Origin of the sequence: Saccharothrix sabaoui (assembly GCF_051756985.1) — a bacterium.
GTDB lineage: Bacteria > Actinomycetota > Actinomycetes > Mycobacteriales > Pseudonocardiaceae > Actinosynnema.
This window is the reverse complement of sequence record NZ_JBPKJK010000036.1, coordinates 48,929-65,223: the sequence shown is the minus strand read 5'-3', so window position 1 is coordinate 65,223 and position 16,295 is coordinate 48,929. Positions and strand designations below refer to the sequence as shown.

Genomic DNA, 16,295 nt, shown 5'->3' with positions numbered 1-16,295 from the left:
CACCCACGCCCACCCCGAACCGCACCTGCCCGTCGCCCCGGACCCCGCCGAGGTGGAGGCGGAGAAGAAGAAGGCAGCCCCCGCCGAGGACGCGCCGAGCCTGGCCGAGGTGCTCATCGACCGACTGGCGGGCGCCGGCCCGGCCGCCCGCCAGGTGTGGCTGCCGCCGCTGGCCCAGTCGCCCAGCCTGGACACCCTGCTGCCCAGCGTGCTGCCGGACCCCGACCTGGGCATGAGCGTGCTCGACCACGCCGTGCGCGGGCACCTGCGCATCCCGGTCGGCGTGGTCGACCGGCCCTACGAGCAGGTCCGGGAGCTGCTCGGCGCGGACCTGTCCGGCTCGGACGGGCACGTGGGGGTGGTCGGCGCGCCGCAGACCGGCAAGTCGACGCTGCTGCGCACGCTGGTGCTGGCGCTCTCGGTCACCCACACGCCGGAGGAGATCCAGTTCTACGGCCTGGACTTCGGCGGCGGCGGTCTGATGTCCATCAGCGGTCTGCCGCACGTCGGCTCGATCGCCACCCGCATGGAGCGGGACCGGGTCAACCGCACCGTGCAGGAGATCATCCAGGTGATGGAGCGCCGCGAGGCGGTGTTCGCCGAACGCGGCTACGAGTCCATGAACGCCTACCGCAAGGCCCGCCGCGCCGGCGAGGTCGACGACCCGTACGGCGACGTGTTCCTCATCGTCGACGGCTGGTTCACGCTGCGTCAGGACTACGGCGACCTGGAGGGCAGCCTCACCGAGATCGCCGCGCGCGGCCTGTCGTTCGGCATTCACCTGGTGGTGTCCTCCAGCCGCTGGTCGGAGATCCGCCCGTGGCTGCGCGACGTGCTGGGCACCCGTTTCGAGCTGCGCCTGGGCGACGCGATGGAATCCGAGGTGCAGGGCCGCAAGGCCGCCACCGTGCCCAACCAGCCCGGTCGCGGCCTCACCAGCTCCGGCTACCACTTCCTGGCCGCCCTTCCCCGGCTGGACGGCAGCTCCGCCACCGAGGACCTGGCCGACGTCACCAAGGCGATCACCGAAGAGGTCCGGACCTTCTGGCCCGGCCGCAGCGCGCCCGGTGTGCGGCTGCTGCCCACCAAACTGCCCGCGGCCGACCTGCCCCGCCCCGAAGGCGACCTGCGGATCTGCCTGGGCCAGGACGAGCAGCGCCTGGCCCCGGTGTGGCACGACTTCTCCACCGTGCCGCACCTGATCGCCCTGGGTGACGCGGAAACGGGCAAGACCAACGCCCTGCGGCTGGTGCTGCACTCGGTCGTGCGGGGCTACGGCCCCGAGCAGGCCAAGATCGTGCTCGGCGACTCCCGGCGGGACCTGGACGGCGTGGTGCCCGACGACTACCTCATCGGGCACGCGGTCGGCACCGAGGCGCTGGCCGACCTGTCGAACAAGGCCGCCGTGTCGCTGCACAAGCGCATCCCGGGCGCGGACATCTCCTCCGAGCGGCTGCGCCGCCGCGACTGGTGGGACGGTCCCCAGCTGTTCGTCGTCATCGACGACTACGAGCTGATGAGCTCCGGCATCGGCACGCCGCTGGACGCCCTGCTGCCGATGCTCGCCCAAGGCGTGCACATCGGCTTCCACCTGATCGTCGCGCGAAGCAGCGCCAACGCCATGAGAGGGATGATGGACCCCGTCCTGCGCCGGCTCTGGGAGCTGGGCACCCCAGCGCTGTTGTTCTCCTACCCCAAGGAAGAGGGCAAGTTCCTCGGCGAGGCCGCCCCGCGCACCCTGCCGCCGGGTCGCGCCCAGCTCGTCACCCGACGCGGCGTGAAGCTCGTGCAGACCGCCTTCGCGCCCGTGCCGCAGCTCGCCGGTGACCGGCCGTGACCGCCGCCGGCCTGTGCCGCGTCACCGTCGTGGGTCCCGGCGGCAAGGCCGATCTGGCCGTGCCGGTGGCGACCACCCTCACCGACCTGATCCCCATGCTCGTGGACCACGTCGTGCCCGAGGAGGAGCGCGCCGTCGACTACGGCTCGTGGGTGCTCCAGCGGCTGGGGGAGGGCCCGCTCGACCCGGACGGCACCCCCGAGACCCTGGACTGGCTCGACGGCGACCGGTTCCACCTCGTGCCCGCGCAGGACCCGCTGCCGGAACTGGACTTCGACGACGTGGCCGAGGGCATGGCCACGGCGATCAGCCGCCAAGGCGACAGGTGGAGCGACGCGGCCAACCGGCGGCTGTTCCTCGGCTTGACCGCGGGTGTGCTGGCCACCGCGGGTGGCGTCCTGGTCACCGCGTCGGACACGACGGCGCTCGCCGCCACCGCCGCGGTGCTGGCCCTGGTCCTGATCACCGCGGCGCTCGTGGTGGCGCGCACCAGCGGCGACCGGGCGCTCGCCGGCATCACCGGGCTCGCGGGGTGCGGCTCCGCGTGGTTGAGCGGCCTCGTCGGGCTGCAGGTCGACGGCGCGTTCACGCCGGTCGGCGTGCTCGTCGGCGCGGTCGCGGCGGTGGCGGGCGCGGTGCTGCCACTGGTGCTGCAACGGCTCGTCGTGCGCGACCTGCCCGTGGTCCCGTTCGGGATCGTCGTCGCCGCCGGACTGGGCGCCGTGCTGGCCGGGTGGCTGCACCTGGGGCTGGGCCTGACCGGCACGCAGACCGCCGCCGTGGTCGGCTCCGCGTTCTTCCTGCTCACCCTGTTCGCGCCCAAGCTCGCGACCCGCACCGCCCGGCTGCGCGGACCCCAGCTCCCGCGCACCGCGGAGGAGCTCCAGATCGACGTCGAACCCGAGCCCGCCGCCGACCTCGTGGCCCGCACCCGGCAGGCCGACCAGTACCTGACCATGCTGGCGGTGGGCGCGGCACTGGTGTTCGCGCTCGTCGTGCCCGGTCTGCTGGCCGGTGCCGGTTGGGTCGAGCACGTCACGCTCGGTCTGCTGACCACGCTGGTGCTGCTGCGCGCCCGCGAGTTCCGCAACGTCGTGCAGCGGACCGCACTGTCCTTGGCGGGCGCGGCGGGGGTCGTGGCGCAACTGCTCGTGCTGGGCGTGCTCCTCGACCCGGTGTGGCGGACCGTCGGCCTGGTCGGACTGCTCGGCGTGGCGGTGCTGCTCGTGACCGCCGCCCTGCGCCCGCTCCAGCGCCGGGCGCTGCCCGTGTGGGGGCACCTCGCCAACGTGCTGGAACTCTGCGCGGCCATCGCGATGCTGCCGATGCTGCTCCAGGTCCTGGCCGTGTACGCCTGGGCCCGCGGATTGGCCGGGTGACCCGTGCAGACCCAACGCGACCACCTGCACGCCTACCAGACCATGGTCGGCCGGATGAGTTCGGCACTGCTGCTCGGGGACACCAGCCAGGGCGAGCCTCCCGCGCAGCGGGCGCTGTTCGGCCTCGTGATGGGTACCGTGCTGGCGCTGTTGATCGCCGTCGGCTTCGGCGTCTACGGGCTGATCAAGCCAGGCGGGTCACAGGCGTGGAAGCAGCCCGACGCGATCCTGGTGGAGGAGGAGACCGGCGCCACCTACGTCCACCGCAACGGCCTGCTCGTGCCCGTGCTCAACCAGGCCTCGGCGTTGCTGATGACCGGTGCCGGCGCGCACGTCGAGACCATCAAGCGCGCCTCCCTGGCGGACTTGGACCGCGGGCCCGAGGTCGGCATCGTCGGCGCACCCGAGGCGGTTCCCGACAAGGGCGCGCTCGTCACCGGTCCGTGGCTGCTGTGCCTGGCCGCGCAAGGGGGCGGCATGGGCCTGGACCTCGTGCCCGGCGCGCAGACGGCGACCGTCGGCGACGACCGCCACCTGTGGGTCGCCGCCCCGGACGGCCGCCAGTACGCGGTGTGGGCCGGTCGCAAGCACGGGTTGGCGGACGACACCGCGCCGGTCGCCCTCGGTCTGGGCGCCGGGCCGCCGGTCACCGCACCCGAGGCGTGGCTCGACGCGCTGCCCGACGGGCCGGAGCTCGGTGCCGCGGTGATCCCCGACGACGGCGAGGTCGGACCGCGCGTCGGAGCCGCACCGCGCCGCGTCGGGGACCTGTTCGAACAGGACACGGCCGCGGGCGTCCAGCCCTTCGTGCTGCGCGTCGACGGGCTCGCTCCGCTGTCGCGCACGGAATACGCCCTGCTCCAGGCCAAGCACGGGCGCAACGCCACCCGCCTCGACACCGCGGCGCTCGCCGGTGCACCGCGTTCGGCGGACACCTCGCTCACCTCGCGGCTGCCCGACCTGGTGACCACCAAGCCGCTCGTCGACCGCGACGGTCCCGAGCGCGCCGTGTGCCTGCGGCAGCAGCCCGTCGGCACGGGGGTGTCCAGTTCGCTGGTGACCGCGGACCCGGAGCACCGCCCCGACCACGCCACCGGCTCCACCGCCGCGACGAGGCTCAAGCCGGCGTCGGGTGTCCTCGCCGCGGCCGTGCCGGTGGCCGAGGGGCGCAAGCCGGACCGCTTCCTGATCACCGATCAGGGGGTGAAGTACCCGGTGCCGGACGACGACTCGGTGACCGCACTGGGTTTCGGCGGCGTGACACCGGTACCGGTCGACGCCGCGGTGCTCGACGCGGTGCCCGAAGGGCCAGTGCTCGCGCGCAACGCCGTGGGCGTGGTGGAGAAGGGAGGCAGTTGACATGAGCCAGGTGACCGAACGCCGCGGCGGCGTGGAGATGACCAGCCGCGTGATCGGCAACGCGCTGGTGGTCCACCCGCGCGACCAGTTGACCGCCGAAGCGCGCAACCTCGCCCTCGTGGTGGCGGTCGACCCGCACCACGACCTCGTCGTGGTCGACCTGCCCACCGGCAGTCCGTTCTCGGCCTGGGAGTCGGTCGCCGACCTGATGCCCCGGCCGCGTCGCGGGGTGCGCATCGTCATCGGCGGCCGGTCCCGGGAGACCACCGCGCTGGCCGGGCAGTGGCTGGCCGAACGCCTCAACCGACCGATCATCGCGCCCGACGGAGCGGTGCTGCCCGGTGTCGCCGGCGCGCTGTTCGTCGACGCCGGCCAGCGCAGCGGTTGGATCAGGTTCCAACCGGGCAAGCCGCCGCGCTGGGAGTCCAAGCGGTTCCCCAAGCCGACGTGGGAGCCGGAGGTACCGGCCGAGGCCGTGGCGACGAGCGCGACCGGTATCGCCGAGCCCTTCAGCGGCGGGATCTGGATCAGGCCGGCGACCGACGACGGCCGGTTGCGCGTGCACCGGTCGCGGTTGCAGGAAACCCTGCCGTGCCAGCCGGACGTGATGACGCTCGTCCTCGGCTGCCCCGACGCGCCTCCCATCTCGTTCGACGACGTGGCCAGGTTCTGGAAGGGCCTGCCGGAATCGCTGCGGCGCAACACCCGCCTGCTGCGCTACGGCCAGTTGTCCGACGCCGACGGTGGCGATCCCGCGCAGGCGCTGACGAACTTCGTCGGCGAGCGTTTGGTCTGGTACACCGGGCAACCGGTCGACTCGGTGGCCGACCCGGACATCTACACCATCCGCGCCGGTGGCGCGCCGGGGTGGCGCAGCACCGCGCGCGAACTGGTCTACACCCCGCGGTCCGACGGCGCCACGCCGGCTCCTCGGCTGCTCAGCCACCGACCGCCGGTCGCGGGGGTGACCGAGGTGGGCCCGGCGACCTACTGGTACGCGCCGGACGCGGTCGTCGAGGTCGTGCAGGCCGGGCTGTGGGTCCGCCCGCCGGTCGAGCCGCCGCACGCCGAGTCGGTGCGCACGACCCCGTTGAACCCGGAACGGCACCTGATGCTCTTCGAGGCGACGGACGCGGCCGTGGCGGCCCGGATGAGGTCCCTCGCGGAGGACCTGGTCGCCCGGCTCGACCCGAGCACCCGGTGGATGAGCGACCTGGTGCCCGCGACGGCGCAGACCACCGCTCCCGTCGTCGGGCGTGCGATGGCCGGACTGGAGGCGGAGCCCGCACGCCCGGCCGCCGTCACCGCGGCCGCGCCCGCCGAGGCCGCCACCGGGTTCGTGGCGCGACCGGTGGAGGCGGCGGTCGTGGACGTCGCGGAAGCGGTCGGCGTGGTCGACCCGGTGAGCGACCCCGACCCGGAGGCGCGACAGCAGTCGAGCATCCGCCGGCGCCTGACCGCCGGGGCACCCCCGGCGCCGATCGGGTCCGTCGTCCCGATCACCCCGCCGGTGCCGGCGGGAGGACCGGTCACGGCCACCCCGGCACCCCTCCCGACCGGTGTTGCCCGGCCGACCGCACCGCCGGCCGGACCGGTCCTCCCCCCGGCGGGACCCGCTCTCCCGGGTGGCCCGGTGCTCGCCGCCGCGCCCCCGGTCGGCGCGCCCCCGGTGGACGAGCCCTCCGTCGTGCCGCCGGTCACGGTCCCCGTCGACGGACCCGTCCCACCCCCGGACGTCCCCGTGGCCGGACGCGTTCCCGTTCCGCCTGCCGACGCCCCACCGGGCAGCGCCCCCGAACCCGGGCCTCCGGGCGGGCAGCGGACCCCCACGCCGCCCGCCACCCCGGACGACGCGGCACCCGGCCCGCGGCCCGCCGACCCGGTCACGCGCCCGCAGTCCGTGCCCGCGGCCGCGGCGGCGGCCGTGGTGCCCAGGCGCGGTCTCGAGGAGGAGCGGACCTGGTTGCGCAAGACGCTCAACCAGCAGTTCGCCTCGGTGGCGAACTCGGTGGCGCGCGTCCTGTCCGAGCACCCCAGCTTCCAGGGGGCCGGCGGGCGCTCCGCCGACCTGCTCACCGACGCGGTCGCGGTCCGCCTCTACCTGTCGGCGGACGGCGACGGCCTCGACGCCGCCCTGCGCGGCACCGCCGTCGGCCCGCACGTCCCGTTCGCGCGCTGCGCGGTCTCCGGGTTGAGCCGACTGCCCTCGCACCGGGGCATCGCCGTCTACAGCACCTCCCTCACCGGGCAGGAGTGGGAGCTGTACCGGGGGCGCAAGTTGGTCACGGAGTGGGGCTTCCTCAACGCGCTGACCGCGCCGTGCGCCCGGCAGGAGGGCGACGTGGACGTCCTGCTCTGGTCCATGACCGGTCGTCGCACCAAGCTGCTGGAGCCCGAGGTGGGCGGAGTGGGCGACCGGGTGCTGTTCGTGCCCGGCACCAGCTTCAAGGTGCTCGGCCTGAGCGAACCGACCGCCGACACCCGGGGACGGGTGCTCCTGCGCGAACTCGCGGCGGGGGAGATCGACGCCGAAGGTCGGGTGGACCGCAACCGCGTGTCCCTCGACGAGCTGGCCACGACCGCGTTGCGCACCAGCGCGGACAAGTGGGCGACGGCCAAGCGGGACGCGCGCACCCCCGAGGGCGCGATCCCCCGGTTCCGGACGTTGCCGGGCCTGGTCCGCCTCGCCCGAGCGGAGAGGTGACAGGCGAATGAACCGACAGTTGCTCGTGGTGGACCGCAACCGCCCCGACGCCTACCCCACGATCGGCGCGGCGCTGACCCACGCCCGGGACGGCGCGATGATCAGCGTGCTGCCCGGCCGGTACGACGAGAACCTGGTGCTCACCCGCGTGGTGACCCTCACCGCGGAGGAAGGGCCCGGCACGGTCGAGGTGCGCGCGACCACGGGCAGCACCGTGGTCGTCGACGCGGAGGCCGTGCGGCTGACCGGTCTGGTCATCACCGGGGAAGCCACTGACGTGGCCACGTTGGACGCCCGGCGCGGTGAAGTCGCCCTGGACGGCTGCCGCGTGTCCAGCGCGTCGTGGGCGGCGGTGCTGGCCCGGGCGCGGGGCAGGGTCTCGCTGCGCGGCTGCGCGCTCACCGCGACCGGGGGCGCGGGGCTGGTGGTCACCTCACCGGACCAGAGCAGCGCCGAGGACGTCGAGATCGCCGATGCCGCCTCCTCCGGCGTCGTCGTGACGGAACAGGGCGCGTTGGTGCTGCGCCGCGTCCAGGTCCTGCGCGCGGGCGGCAACGGCATCTGCGTCAACGGCAACGCCCGGGTGACCGTCGAGGACTGCGAGGTCACCGGTACGAGCAAGCCCGCGGTGGTCGTCGAGGGGGACGCCGACGCCGAGATCCGCAACCTGGTCGTCACCGGCAGCGGCAGCCTCGACCTCTACCTGACCAGTCGCGGCAGGGTGAGCGTGGTCGACTCCGGGTTCAGCGGCGCGGGAGCGCAGGCCGTCCACCTCGCGGGCGACACCAAGCCCGTGCTGCGCGGCTGCGGGTTCACCGGGGCCGGTCGCAACGCCGTCCAGGTCACCGGCTCCGCGGCACCGCACTTCGAGGACTGCCGCGTCGACGACAGCCCGATGGGCGTCGTCGTGGACGGCGAGGCCCGTCCCAGGTTCACCAAGCTGTGGGTCGGGGGGTCGACGCACGGCGCGGTGCTGCTGCGCGCCGACGCCCGCGCCGAGGTGCGGGGCCTGCGGGTCGAACCGGCGACCGGCCCCGTGGTCGTCCTCAAGGGGCGGTCCACGCTCGTGCTCGCCGACGCCGAGATCACCGCGGGCGACGGTGTCGGGCTCGACCTCGCCGAAGCGGTCAGCGCGGAGGTCACCGACCTGAGGCTCGCGGGCCGCGCCGAACACCTCGTCACGCTCTCCGGCGGTGCCCGCGGCACCTTCGCGTCCACGCTGCTGCGCGGCGGGGGCCTGTGCGTCGCCGCCGGCGGCGAGGCGGTCGTCCAGGACAGCGAGGTCGTCGCCGCGGCCGGCGACGGCCTGGAGGTCGCGGGCGGCGCGCTGCGCGCCACCCGGTGCAGGGTCCGCGACGCCCGTCGCCACGGCGTCCACGTGCACAGCGGCGGACGCGTCGAACTCCGGGAGAGCGAGGTGACGGGCAGTGCCGGCGACGGCGTCCTGCTGGACACCCACGAGGAAGCCGCCGTCGTCGGCTGCACGGTCACCGGGGCCGGCGGCGCGCCCGTGCACAAGCGCGTCGACCACGACCGGCTCACCGTCACCGACCTGGTCACCGACGAGCGCCGGCTCGCGGCCGGGGTCGGCGCCGCGCCCACGCGGTCCGGGTCGACGGGGCTGCCCGGCCTCCCGTCCCCGGGCGCCGAGGGCGGTGGGACCGGCGCGGTCGCGCTGGACGGCCCGTTGGCCGACCTCGACGGCCTGATCGGCCTGCACGGCGTCAAGCAGGAGGTCATCGGCCTGATCAACCTCATCAAGATGAGCCAGCGCCGCCAGAAACTCGGTCTGCCGATGCCGCCGATGAGCAGGCACCTCGTCTTCGCCGGACCGCCCGGGACCGGCAAGACGACCGTGGCGCGGCTGTACGGCTCGGTGCTCGCCGAACTGGGCATCCTCGCCAAGGGCCACATGGTCGAGGTCGCGCGGGCGGACCTGGTCGCCCAGTACATCGGCGCCACCGCCATCAAGACCGCCGAGGTGGTGAACAAGGCGATGGGGGGCGTGCTGTTCATCGACGAGGCGTACACGCTGAGCAGCCAGTCCGGCGGGAACGGGCCGGACTTCGGTCAGGAGGCCATCGACACGCTGATGAAGATGATGGAGGACCACCGCGACGAGATCGTGGTCATCGTCGCGGGCTACTCCGAGCTGATGGAGAAGTTCCTCGCGTCCAACCCCGGTCTGGCTTCCCGCTTCACCCGGACCATCGAGTTCCCCAACTACAGCGTCGAGGAACTCGTCACCATCACGGTCAACCTGTGCCGCAAGCACTACTACGAGCTGTCCGACGACGCCGTGGGAGCGCTGCACGACTACTTCGACCGCGTCCCGAAGAACGACACGTTCGGCAACGGGCGCGTGGCCCGCAAGCTGTTCGAGGCGATGGTCAACAACCAGGCGTCGCGCCTGGCGAACGAGCCGCCCGCCAAGGACTCCGACTTCAACCGCCTCACCGCCGCCGACCTGGCACCCGAGCTCGGCGCGCTGGGCCAGGCCGTGCCGTCCTCGGACGCCCCCGACGTGAACACCGACCCCGTCGCCGCCCTCGCCGCGAGCCGGGCGTGGGGGAGGCTGTCCGAGCTGTACGGCCTGGACGACGTGCGCGAGAGCCTGGGCCGCACAGCTCTGCGGCTGTGCGGCCTCAAGCAGCGGCGCAGGCCCGTCGCGCGCCAGGGCAGCGCGGTGCTGACCGGCCCGCGCGGCACGGGCCGCAGCGAAGTCGCCCGCCTCTACGCGCAGGCGCTGGCCGAGCTGGACCTCGTCGGCGCCGGGCACGTCGTCCGCGTGCGCGTCGGCACCGATCTGTGCCCGCGCTGGCCGGGGCAGGCGGCCAGCCTGGTCGGGCGGGCGTTCGAGGACGCGGCGGGCGGCGTCCTCGTGCTCGACGCGGACGCGGGGTGGCCGACCGACTCGGCCGAGCGCCGCGCGGAGACCGCGGAGGCACTGGTGCACGCCGTCCGCCGCGACGCGGACACCGTCGTCGTGCTGCTCGTGGGGGAGCGGCACGCCGTACGCGAGCTGATCGGCCTGGACCAGTCCCTGGCCGGCTGCTTCGCCGAGGCGTGGGAGTTCGCCGAGCCCTCGGTGGACGACCTGCTGCGGATGACCGTCCGCCACCTGTCGCGTCGCGGTCACGAGGTGCCCGACGACGCCGTGGTCGCACTTCGCGCCCGCATCGAGGGATCGGCGGACCGCACCGCGCACGGCGCGCACCGACTCGCCGAGCACCTCGCCGCCACCGCCGCCTCCCGCACCCTCACCGCGGCGGACCTGCGTTCCCCCGTGTCCGGCGGTCTCGCCGCGGTGGGCTGATCGTGCACGAGGCCGTGCGCCAACGGGTCTTCCGGACCGGTTGGCGTTGTCGGGGTGCCGTGCGCCGCTGCACATTCGGATCAAGGAGGTCACCATGTCCGACGCGCACACCGAGCAGCTCGGCCGACTGCTCGCGGAGTACCGGGAGCAGCAGCAGGCCTTGCTGGACGTCCAGAGCAGGCTCAAGGACATCCGCGCCACCGCCACCGCGCCCCGCAGGTCGGTGTCCGTCACCGCCGGGCACGGCGGTGGCGTCGAAGAGATCAAGTTTCCCACTGCCGCGTACAAGCGGATGGCCCCGGCGGAACTGGCCGCCGCCCTGGTCGACACCATCGCCGCCGCGCAGCGCAAGGCGGCGGACGAAGCCGCCGACCTGATGGCGCCCCACATGCCGCCGGGGTTCGACGCGAAGGCGGTGGTCGCCGGCGAACTCGACCCGGCGATGTTCGAGATACCCGAACTCGGGCCGAACCGGTCGCTGAACGACCTCTTGTCCGGCCCACCGAACTGAGGAGACGACCATGACGACACCGCGCCCCCAGAAGAACGGCGGCGGGAACGCAGGCCCGGACCGGCCGTCCACCAGTCCCGATCCCGGCAACGGGTACTCCGGCGCCGACGGGGAGTTGAGGGGCGACAGCCGCAAGCTGCGGGTGATCGCCGACAGGTACGACAACGCCGGGGAGAGCCTCGGCCAGTTCCACCTCGCCCAGCACCCGGTCCTCACCCACAAGCCGATCAAGGGCAGTGAGGCCGACGCCCTGAAGGACCAGGGCTACCGGATCATCTGGTCGGGGCTGAACAAGGTGAACACCGAGTTCTTCACCGTCCTCGAAGAACTCCGGAAAGCCGTCGGAACCATCGGGATCGGCCTCCGCGGGCTCGCCAAGGCCCAAGAGGTGACCGAGGAGAACAACATCAAGATCAGCCAGGGCATCACGGGCGAAGTGCCTCCCGTCGCTTAGCCCGGGCTGAACGGCCCCCGTCAAGAGCTCCGCGGTCGGAGGAGCACTGCCGGTCCCCGCTTCGCCCGACGATCATCTTTCCGCTTCCTGCCTGCTTGGAGTTGTTGGTGTCTTTCGAATCGGGTACCGGTGATTTCGAGACGGTGTTGTCGGTGTTGTTCGTGGGGCAGATCCCGCCGGAGTTGTCGGTGGGCGCGTGTCGTGCGTTGGCGGGGGCGTGGCGGGCGGCGGGGCGTGGGCTGACGGGGTGGGGGGAGCGGTTCGGGGGGTTGTCGGGTTCGGTGGAGGAGGCTGTCGGGGAGGGGGTGGCGGCGGCCTTCAAGGGTCGCGTGGGGCGGTTGGCCGGGGCCGCGGCGTCGTTGGCGGGTGTGGTCGAGAAGCCGGCGGGGATGTTGGAGCAGGCGGCCCTGCAGGTGGAGCAGGCCGAGTACGGGTTGTTGGTGGAGGTGTCGTTCTTCACGTCGGCGATCGTGTGGGCGATGGCGAGCCCGTTCACGGCGTCGTTGGTGCCGCAGATCGTGGCGGCGGGTCGGCTGCGGGTCGCGATGCGGTTGGCGAACCTGCACTGGGCGAACCGGTTGTTGGTGGAGGCGGCGCAGGAGGGTGTGGAGGAGGTCCTGCAGGACGCCCTGGTGCAGGTGGTGCAGTTCGGGGAGGGGAATCGCCAGGCTTGGGACGACCAGTCGTCGATGTTGTCGTTCGTGGGTGGCGGTGCGGCGGGCGGGTTGATCGGTGGTTCGAAGCAGCTGGGTGGTCGGTTCACGCCCGAGTTCTCGAAGACGCCGTGGTTCGACGGGTTGGCGGAGGGGGGTGCGGAAGGTGTTGTCGGCGCGGGTATGGCCGGTGCGATGGGCCAGGACATGGGGGATGTGTGGGCAGGTGTTGTCGGCGGGTTCTTCAGCGGGGTCGTGCAGAGCGCGGTGGATCAGGCGTTCGGTGAGGATTTGGAGGATGTCGAGGGGGCGGACCTGACCGGTCTGGACGACATCGAGGCTTTGGGCGATACCGGTGGTGCCGAGCCGGAGGCGTCGGTCGACGGCGGGGTGGTGGGCGAGGACGTGCCCGAGGACGGCGCTCCCGAGGACGTCCCCGAGGACGGCACCACCGAGGAGGTCCCGGTTCCGGTCGGCGTGGCCGGGGACGAGGTGGCGGACCAGGTGCCACCGGGCACGGAGGACACCACCGCCCCGCCGGCGCCGGCGGGCGAGGAGGGGGCCGCACCGGCCGAAGGGGGCGGCGGTGGCCAGGGGGAAGGGGGTTCCGGCGGTCTTGGCCGCGCCATCGGCACCGGCATCGGGATCGGCGCCGCCGCGGGGTTGACCGCGGGCGGTCTGGCCGCGGGTGGTGTCGCCCTGCACAACTCGTCCAGCTCCGGCACCACGCCTCCGGGCGGTGCCCCGTCCACCGGAGCGGTCACGTCACCCGACCCGTCCGGCCCGAACAGCCCTCAGCACGGTGGTCCGGCGCCCGAGCACCACGCGCCCGATCCCGAGGGGCAGAACCCACCGGGACCCGCTCCCCTGCACGGTGCCGACGACACACCGCGGACCGAGCAGCAACCGACCGACGAGGACCCCGGTCCGCTCCGCAGGTACGCGGAGGTGACGGGCCAGCAGCCGCAGCCGCAGCCGTTGCCCGTGTCCTCACCGGAAACGACCCGCATCCTGGCCGGCTGGGAGTCCTCCCACTCGGAAGGACCCGGATCCACCACCTCAGGCGCCACCTCGCCGGGCAGCGCACCGCCCGCGCCGTCCGCGCCCGCGCCCGCGCCGCTCGCACCGGCACCGGCACCTGCACCCCTCCAATCGACCTCACTCCAACCGCCCACCGCCCAGAACCCCCAACAGCCGGGCCCGACGAGTCCGGCATCCCGCGAGGGAACCGGTGTCGCGCCCGGGCAGTCCTCCCAGACCACCGGCCGGGTGGGCACCCACCCGGAGGTCGACGCGCCGCCGGTGGACCTGTCGTCGTACGGCGGTCAGTTCGGCGGCCGCGAGCCCGAGGACCTGTTCGACCCGGAGCACGTCCTGGACGAGGCACGGCAACAGGACCTGAGCCCGGCGGAGCCGGCCACCCTGCTGATGGGCGGACCGCTCTCGTCGCCGTCCGCTGTCGACGACCGGCTCGCCCCTGACGAGCGCTCGGCCGCCTCCACCACCGACGCCGCTGCGGCGCCGTGGACCCGTGCGTCGTTGCGGGACGGGGCGCGCGCGGCCGACGAAATCCTCGAGGGCCGTGGTCCGGGCGCGGTGGAGCAGGCGCGGGCGATCGTGGACGTGGAAGGGGTGACCGACGACGAGCTCTACGACGACCTGGTGTCGATCGTCGCGGTCGACCTCGTCAGGGGAGGGGACCCCGCCGCCGGTGGTGCCCGCGTCCGGCGCATCCTGGGCGACCTGGCCCGCGCGAACTCCTCCTCGGGGGGACGCGACGAGGCCGCGGAGAGCAGGCTGTCGGTCCCCCGACTGCCTTTCTACGCCCCCCCGACCGGACCGACCGGCCATGCGTTGGGCACCCCGTCGGACCTGCCGGTGGTCGATCACCCGATCACCTTCCCCGACCTGGTCGGCAAGGCACTGCCGGTACCGGGGAAGGACCCGTCAGGACCGCCGACCAGTGCGCGGGTCCACGGCAGTGGCGAACCCGGGCCCGACGGTGGTCGTCCGGGTGTCGTGCCTGCCGGCGTGGAGGTCGGTGGTGGTTCGGTGGCGTGGACGGTGGCGTTGGTGCGGGCTGATGCCCGGGTGGCCCGGTCTGCTGTGGATTCTTTGCCGCCGGCGGCTCGTGCGGAGGTGGTGGGGCGCGCGCGGGGGGTGGTGGTCGCGGGCTTGGTGGCGGATGACGTGCGTGATGACGTGGTGACGTTGGTCGCGGCGGAGTTGGCGGACAGCGAGGACCCGGTGGGCAGCGCGGCCCTGGCGCGCCGGATCGCGAACGACCTGGCGAACGACCTGGCGAATGACGTGCCGGGTGACCCGGGTCCACGGCCCGGCACGACGACCACCACGTCGGGGGTCGAACTCGACCGCCGTATCGCGCAGGTCCGGAACACCACGCCGCCCAGCGGCCGGGTCCGGAGCCGCGACTCGGTGGACGGGGGCGGCCTGATCGACCACGACGTCCGGCGGTTCGACGTCGACGGTGATCCCGTGCTCGACCTCACCGTGAGGTTGCACCTCCCGGGGAACGCCCGGATGCGCGACCGCGTGCGCCGAGGTGTCGCGAAGCTGTACAACCAGGGCAACCGGTTGCCCGGCGGTGAGCGCTTCCACGTCACCGTCGAGTTCACCGACCGCGCGGACGACGCCCACGGCTCGATCGACGTCCTCCCGTCCGGCGCGGAACCCAGCGGGCTCGGCTGGCCCGTCGACGCCGACGCGTCGGCGCTGGCCGCCTCCGTCGGCTCCCTCCTCGGCATCTCCGCCGGTCGTGACCTCCGGGGCGGGGTCCCGGCGCACGAGCTCCGGATGGTCGAGACCCGGGTGCTGACGTCGGAGCGGAGCGCCCGGTCCTCCGACGCGCTCGACCGCCGACAAGCGCCTCCCGGGGCCGTCGACCTGCCCCCGCAGGGCAACGCGACAGCCGGCCTGGTGTTCCGCTCGTCCCCCGAGGACGTCTCCCCCTGGTGGCACGACCACGGCTTGGTCGACCTGCCGAAGTCCTCACGGGCCTACTACGTCTTCGCCCGCACCACTCACGACGGCGGGTTCCTCGTCGCCGGCGAGCGGATCGGCGGTGCTGCGCTGGCCGCTCGAACGCGTGAGGCCGAGTGGTTCCGGGACGTCGGTCCCGAAGCGCGGGTGCTCCTGATCACCGACAGGCCGGGGGAAGCCCACCTCACCGAGGCCAGGGCGTTCGCCGAGGCGTTGCGGGACGCGGGCCCCCACCCCGCGGTGCTCACCAGGACAGGGCACGACCGGACCGCGGCCTCGTACGAACTCGTGTCCGACCCGGACCCGGCCGAACTGGTCTGGCAGCCGTTGGTCGACGTGCACGGTCGTGAGTACGGCATGGCCTTCGCGAGCGACGACCAGCGGGCGGCGGCGTGGAGGGAGGTCGCGCGCAACGCCAGTGCGCACACGCACGGGGTCGTCGCCACGCGGGACTCCGGTCGACCGGACCACCGGGACGGCAAGAGGCAGGAAGCCGCGTTGTGGTCCCGCAGCGTCAGGTCGGGCGGGACGCAGCCGGTCCACCTGGCGCTCCAGGGCCAGGACCGGCGGTTCACCCTCCGCACGACCACCGGCTGGCGGTCGCGCCCCACTCCGGAGCAGCTCGCCCGGTTGCTCGTGCGGCACGAGCCCTTCCAACGGATGACCGGTGGAACGATTCGCCCCCCGTTGGCGCTCCTGACCGACGACCCGATCGGTGGCGGTGACGCGAACCGCCGGCTGCTGGCGGAGCTGCGCGACCTCACCGGGCCGCGCGCGACCTTCGAGCACTCCGGACCGGTGACGTTCGCCAGGAGCGGGTTCGGGCTCCCCGTCCTGGCCGAGGGCGCCCGGTACCGGCAGGGTCCCGGCCTGGAACCGGGCGACCTCGAACTGACCGGCCACGGCGACGTGTTCGGCTTCCCGACCGACGAGCGCGCCGCCGCGGCCGTCAACGCGTTCGCGGACGCGGTGGGCCGAGGGGGCGCCCCTGCCGGGGCGTGGTCCGAGCCTCCCCTGTTCGTGGTGGTGGACGGTGGGCCGGGGAGCGCCACCGTGGCCACGGCGGACGGTGCCCGCCTGAA

The 16,295-nt window shown here is 73.8% G+C and carries 8 protein-coding genes (1 of these 8 cut by a window edge); all 8 read left to right on the top strand.

What is annotated here, in order from left to right:
• The coding region (eccCb, locus tag ACR807_RS14085) for a type VII secretion protein EccCb (RefSeq protein ID WP_438921739.1) at positions 1-1,837 on the top strand (1,837 nt) is incomplete at its 5' end.
• Complete coding sequence (gene eccD / locus ACR807_RS14080) at positions 1,834-3,216, top strand: type VII secretion integral membrane protein EccD (protein WP_438921738.1); 1,383 nt, start codon at positions 1,834-1,836, stop codon at positions 3,214-3,216. The genes eccCb and eccD, both read left to right, overlap by 4 nt.
• A 3-nt stretch (positions 3,217-3,219) precedes the next feature.
• Positions 3,220-4,575, top strand: coding sequence for a type VII secretion protein EccB (gene eccB / locus ACR807_RS14075; RefSeq protein WP_438921737.1), 1,356 nt, complete (start codon positions 3,220-3,222; stop codon positions 4,573-4,575).
• 1 nt (position 4,576) lies between these two features.
• Positions 4,577-7,279: a hypothetical protein gene (locus ACR807_RS14070; RefSeq protein WP_438921736.1), complete on the top strand. Its 2,703-nt coding sequence runs from the start codon at positions 4,577-4,579 to the stop codon at positions 7,277-7,279.
• A gap of 7 nt (positions 7,280-7,286) precedes the next feature.
• Positions 7,287-10,595: a right-handed parallel beta-helix repeat-containing protein gene (locus ACR807_RS14065; protein WP_438921735.1), complete on the top strand. Its 3,309-nt coding sequence runs from the start codon at positions 7,287-7,289 to the stop codon at positions 10,593-10,595.
• A 94-nt stretch (positions 10,596-10,689) separates the two neighbouring features.
• Positions 10,690-11,106: a YbaB/EbfC family nucleoid-associated protein gene (locus tag ACR807_RS14060; RefSeq protein WP_438921734.1), complete on the top strand. Its 417-nt coding sequence runs from the start codon at positions 10,690-10,692 to the stop codon at positions 11,104-11,106.
• Between the two features lie 10 nt (positions 11,107-11,116).
• A complete protein-coding gene (locus tag ACR807_RS14055) occupies positions 11,117-11,560 on the top strand; it encodes a hypothetical protein (RefSeq protein ID WP_438921733.1) in 444 nt (147 codons plus the stop codon).
• Between the two features lie 107 nt (positions 11,561-11,667).
• Positions 11,668-16,295 carry the 5' portion of a WXG100-like domain-containing protein gene (locus ACR807_RS14050; RefSeq protein WP_498371968.1) on the top strand. Its footprint extends 23,779 nt past the window's final position, so 4,628 of the gene's 28,407 nt are visible here — the first part of the coding sequence; its start codon is at positions 11,668-11,670; the stop codon falls past the right edge of the window.

What these genes read in the sequence shown, in the direction of transcription:
- ACR807_RS14070 (WP_438921736.1), top strand. Translation starts at nt 4,577, where the DNA reads ATGAGCCAGGTGACCGAACGCCGCGGCGGCGTGGAGATGACCAGCCGC.
- ACR807_RS14065 (WP_438921735.1), top strand. Translation starts at nt 7,287, where the DNA reads ATGAACCGACAGTTGCTCGTGGTGGACCGCAACCGCCCCGACGCCTAC.
- ACR807_RS14060 (WP_438921734.1), top strand. Translation starts at nt 10,690, where the DNA reads ATGTCCGACGCGCACACCGAGCAGCTCGGCCGACTGCTCGCGGAGTAC.
- ACR807_RS14055 (WP_438921733.1), top strand. Translation starts at nt 11,117, where the DNA reads ATGACGACACCGCGCCCCCAGAAGAACGGCGGCGGGAACGCAGGCCCG.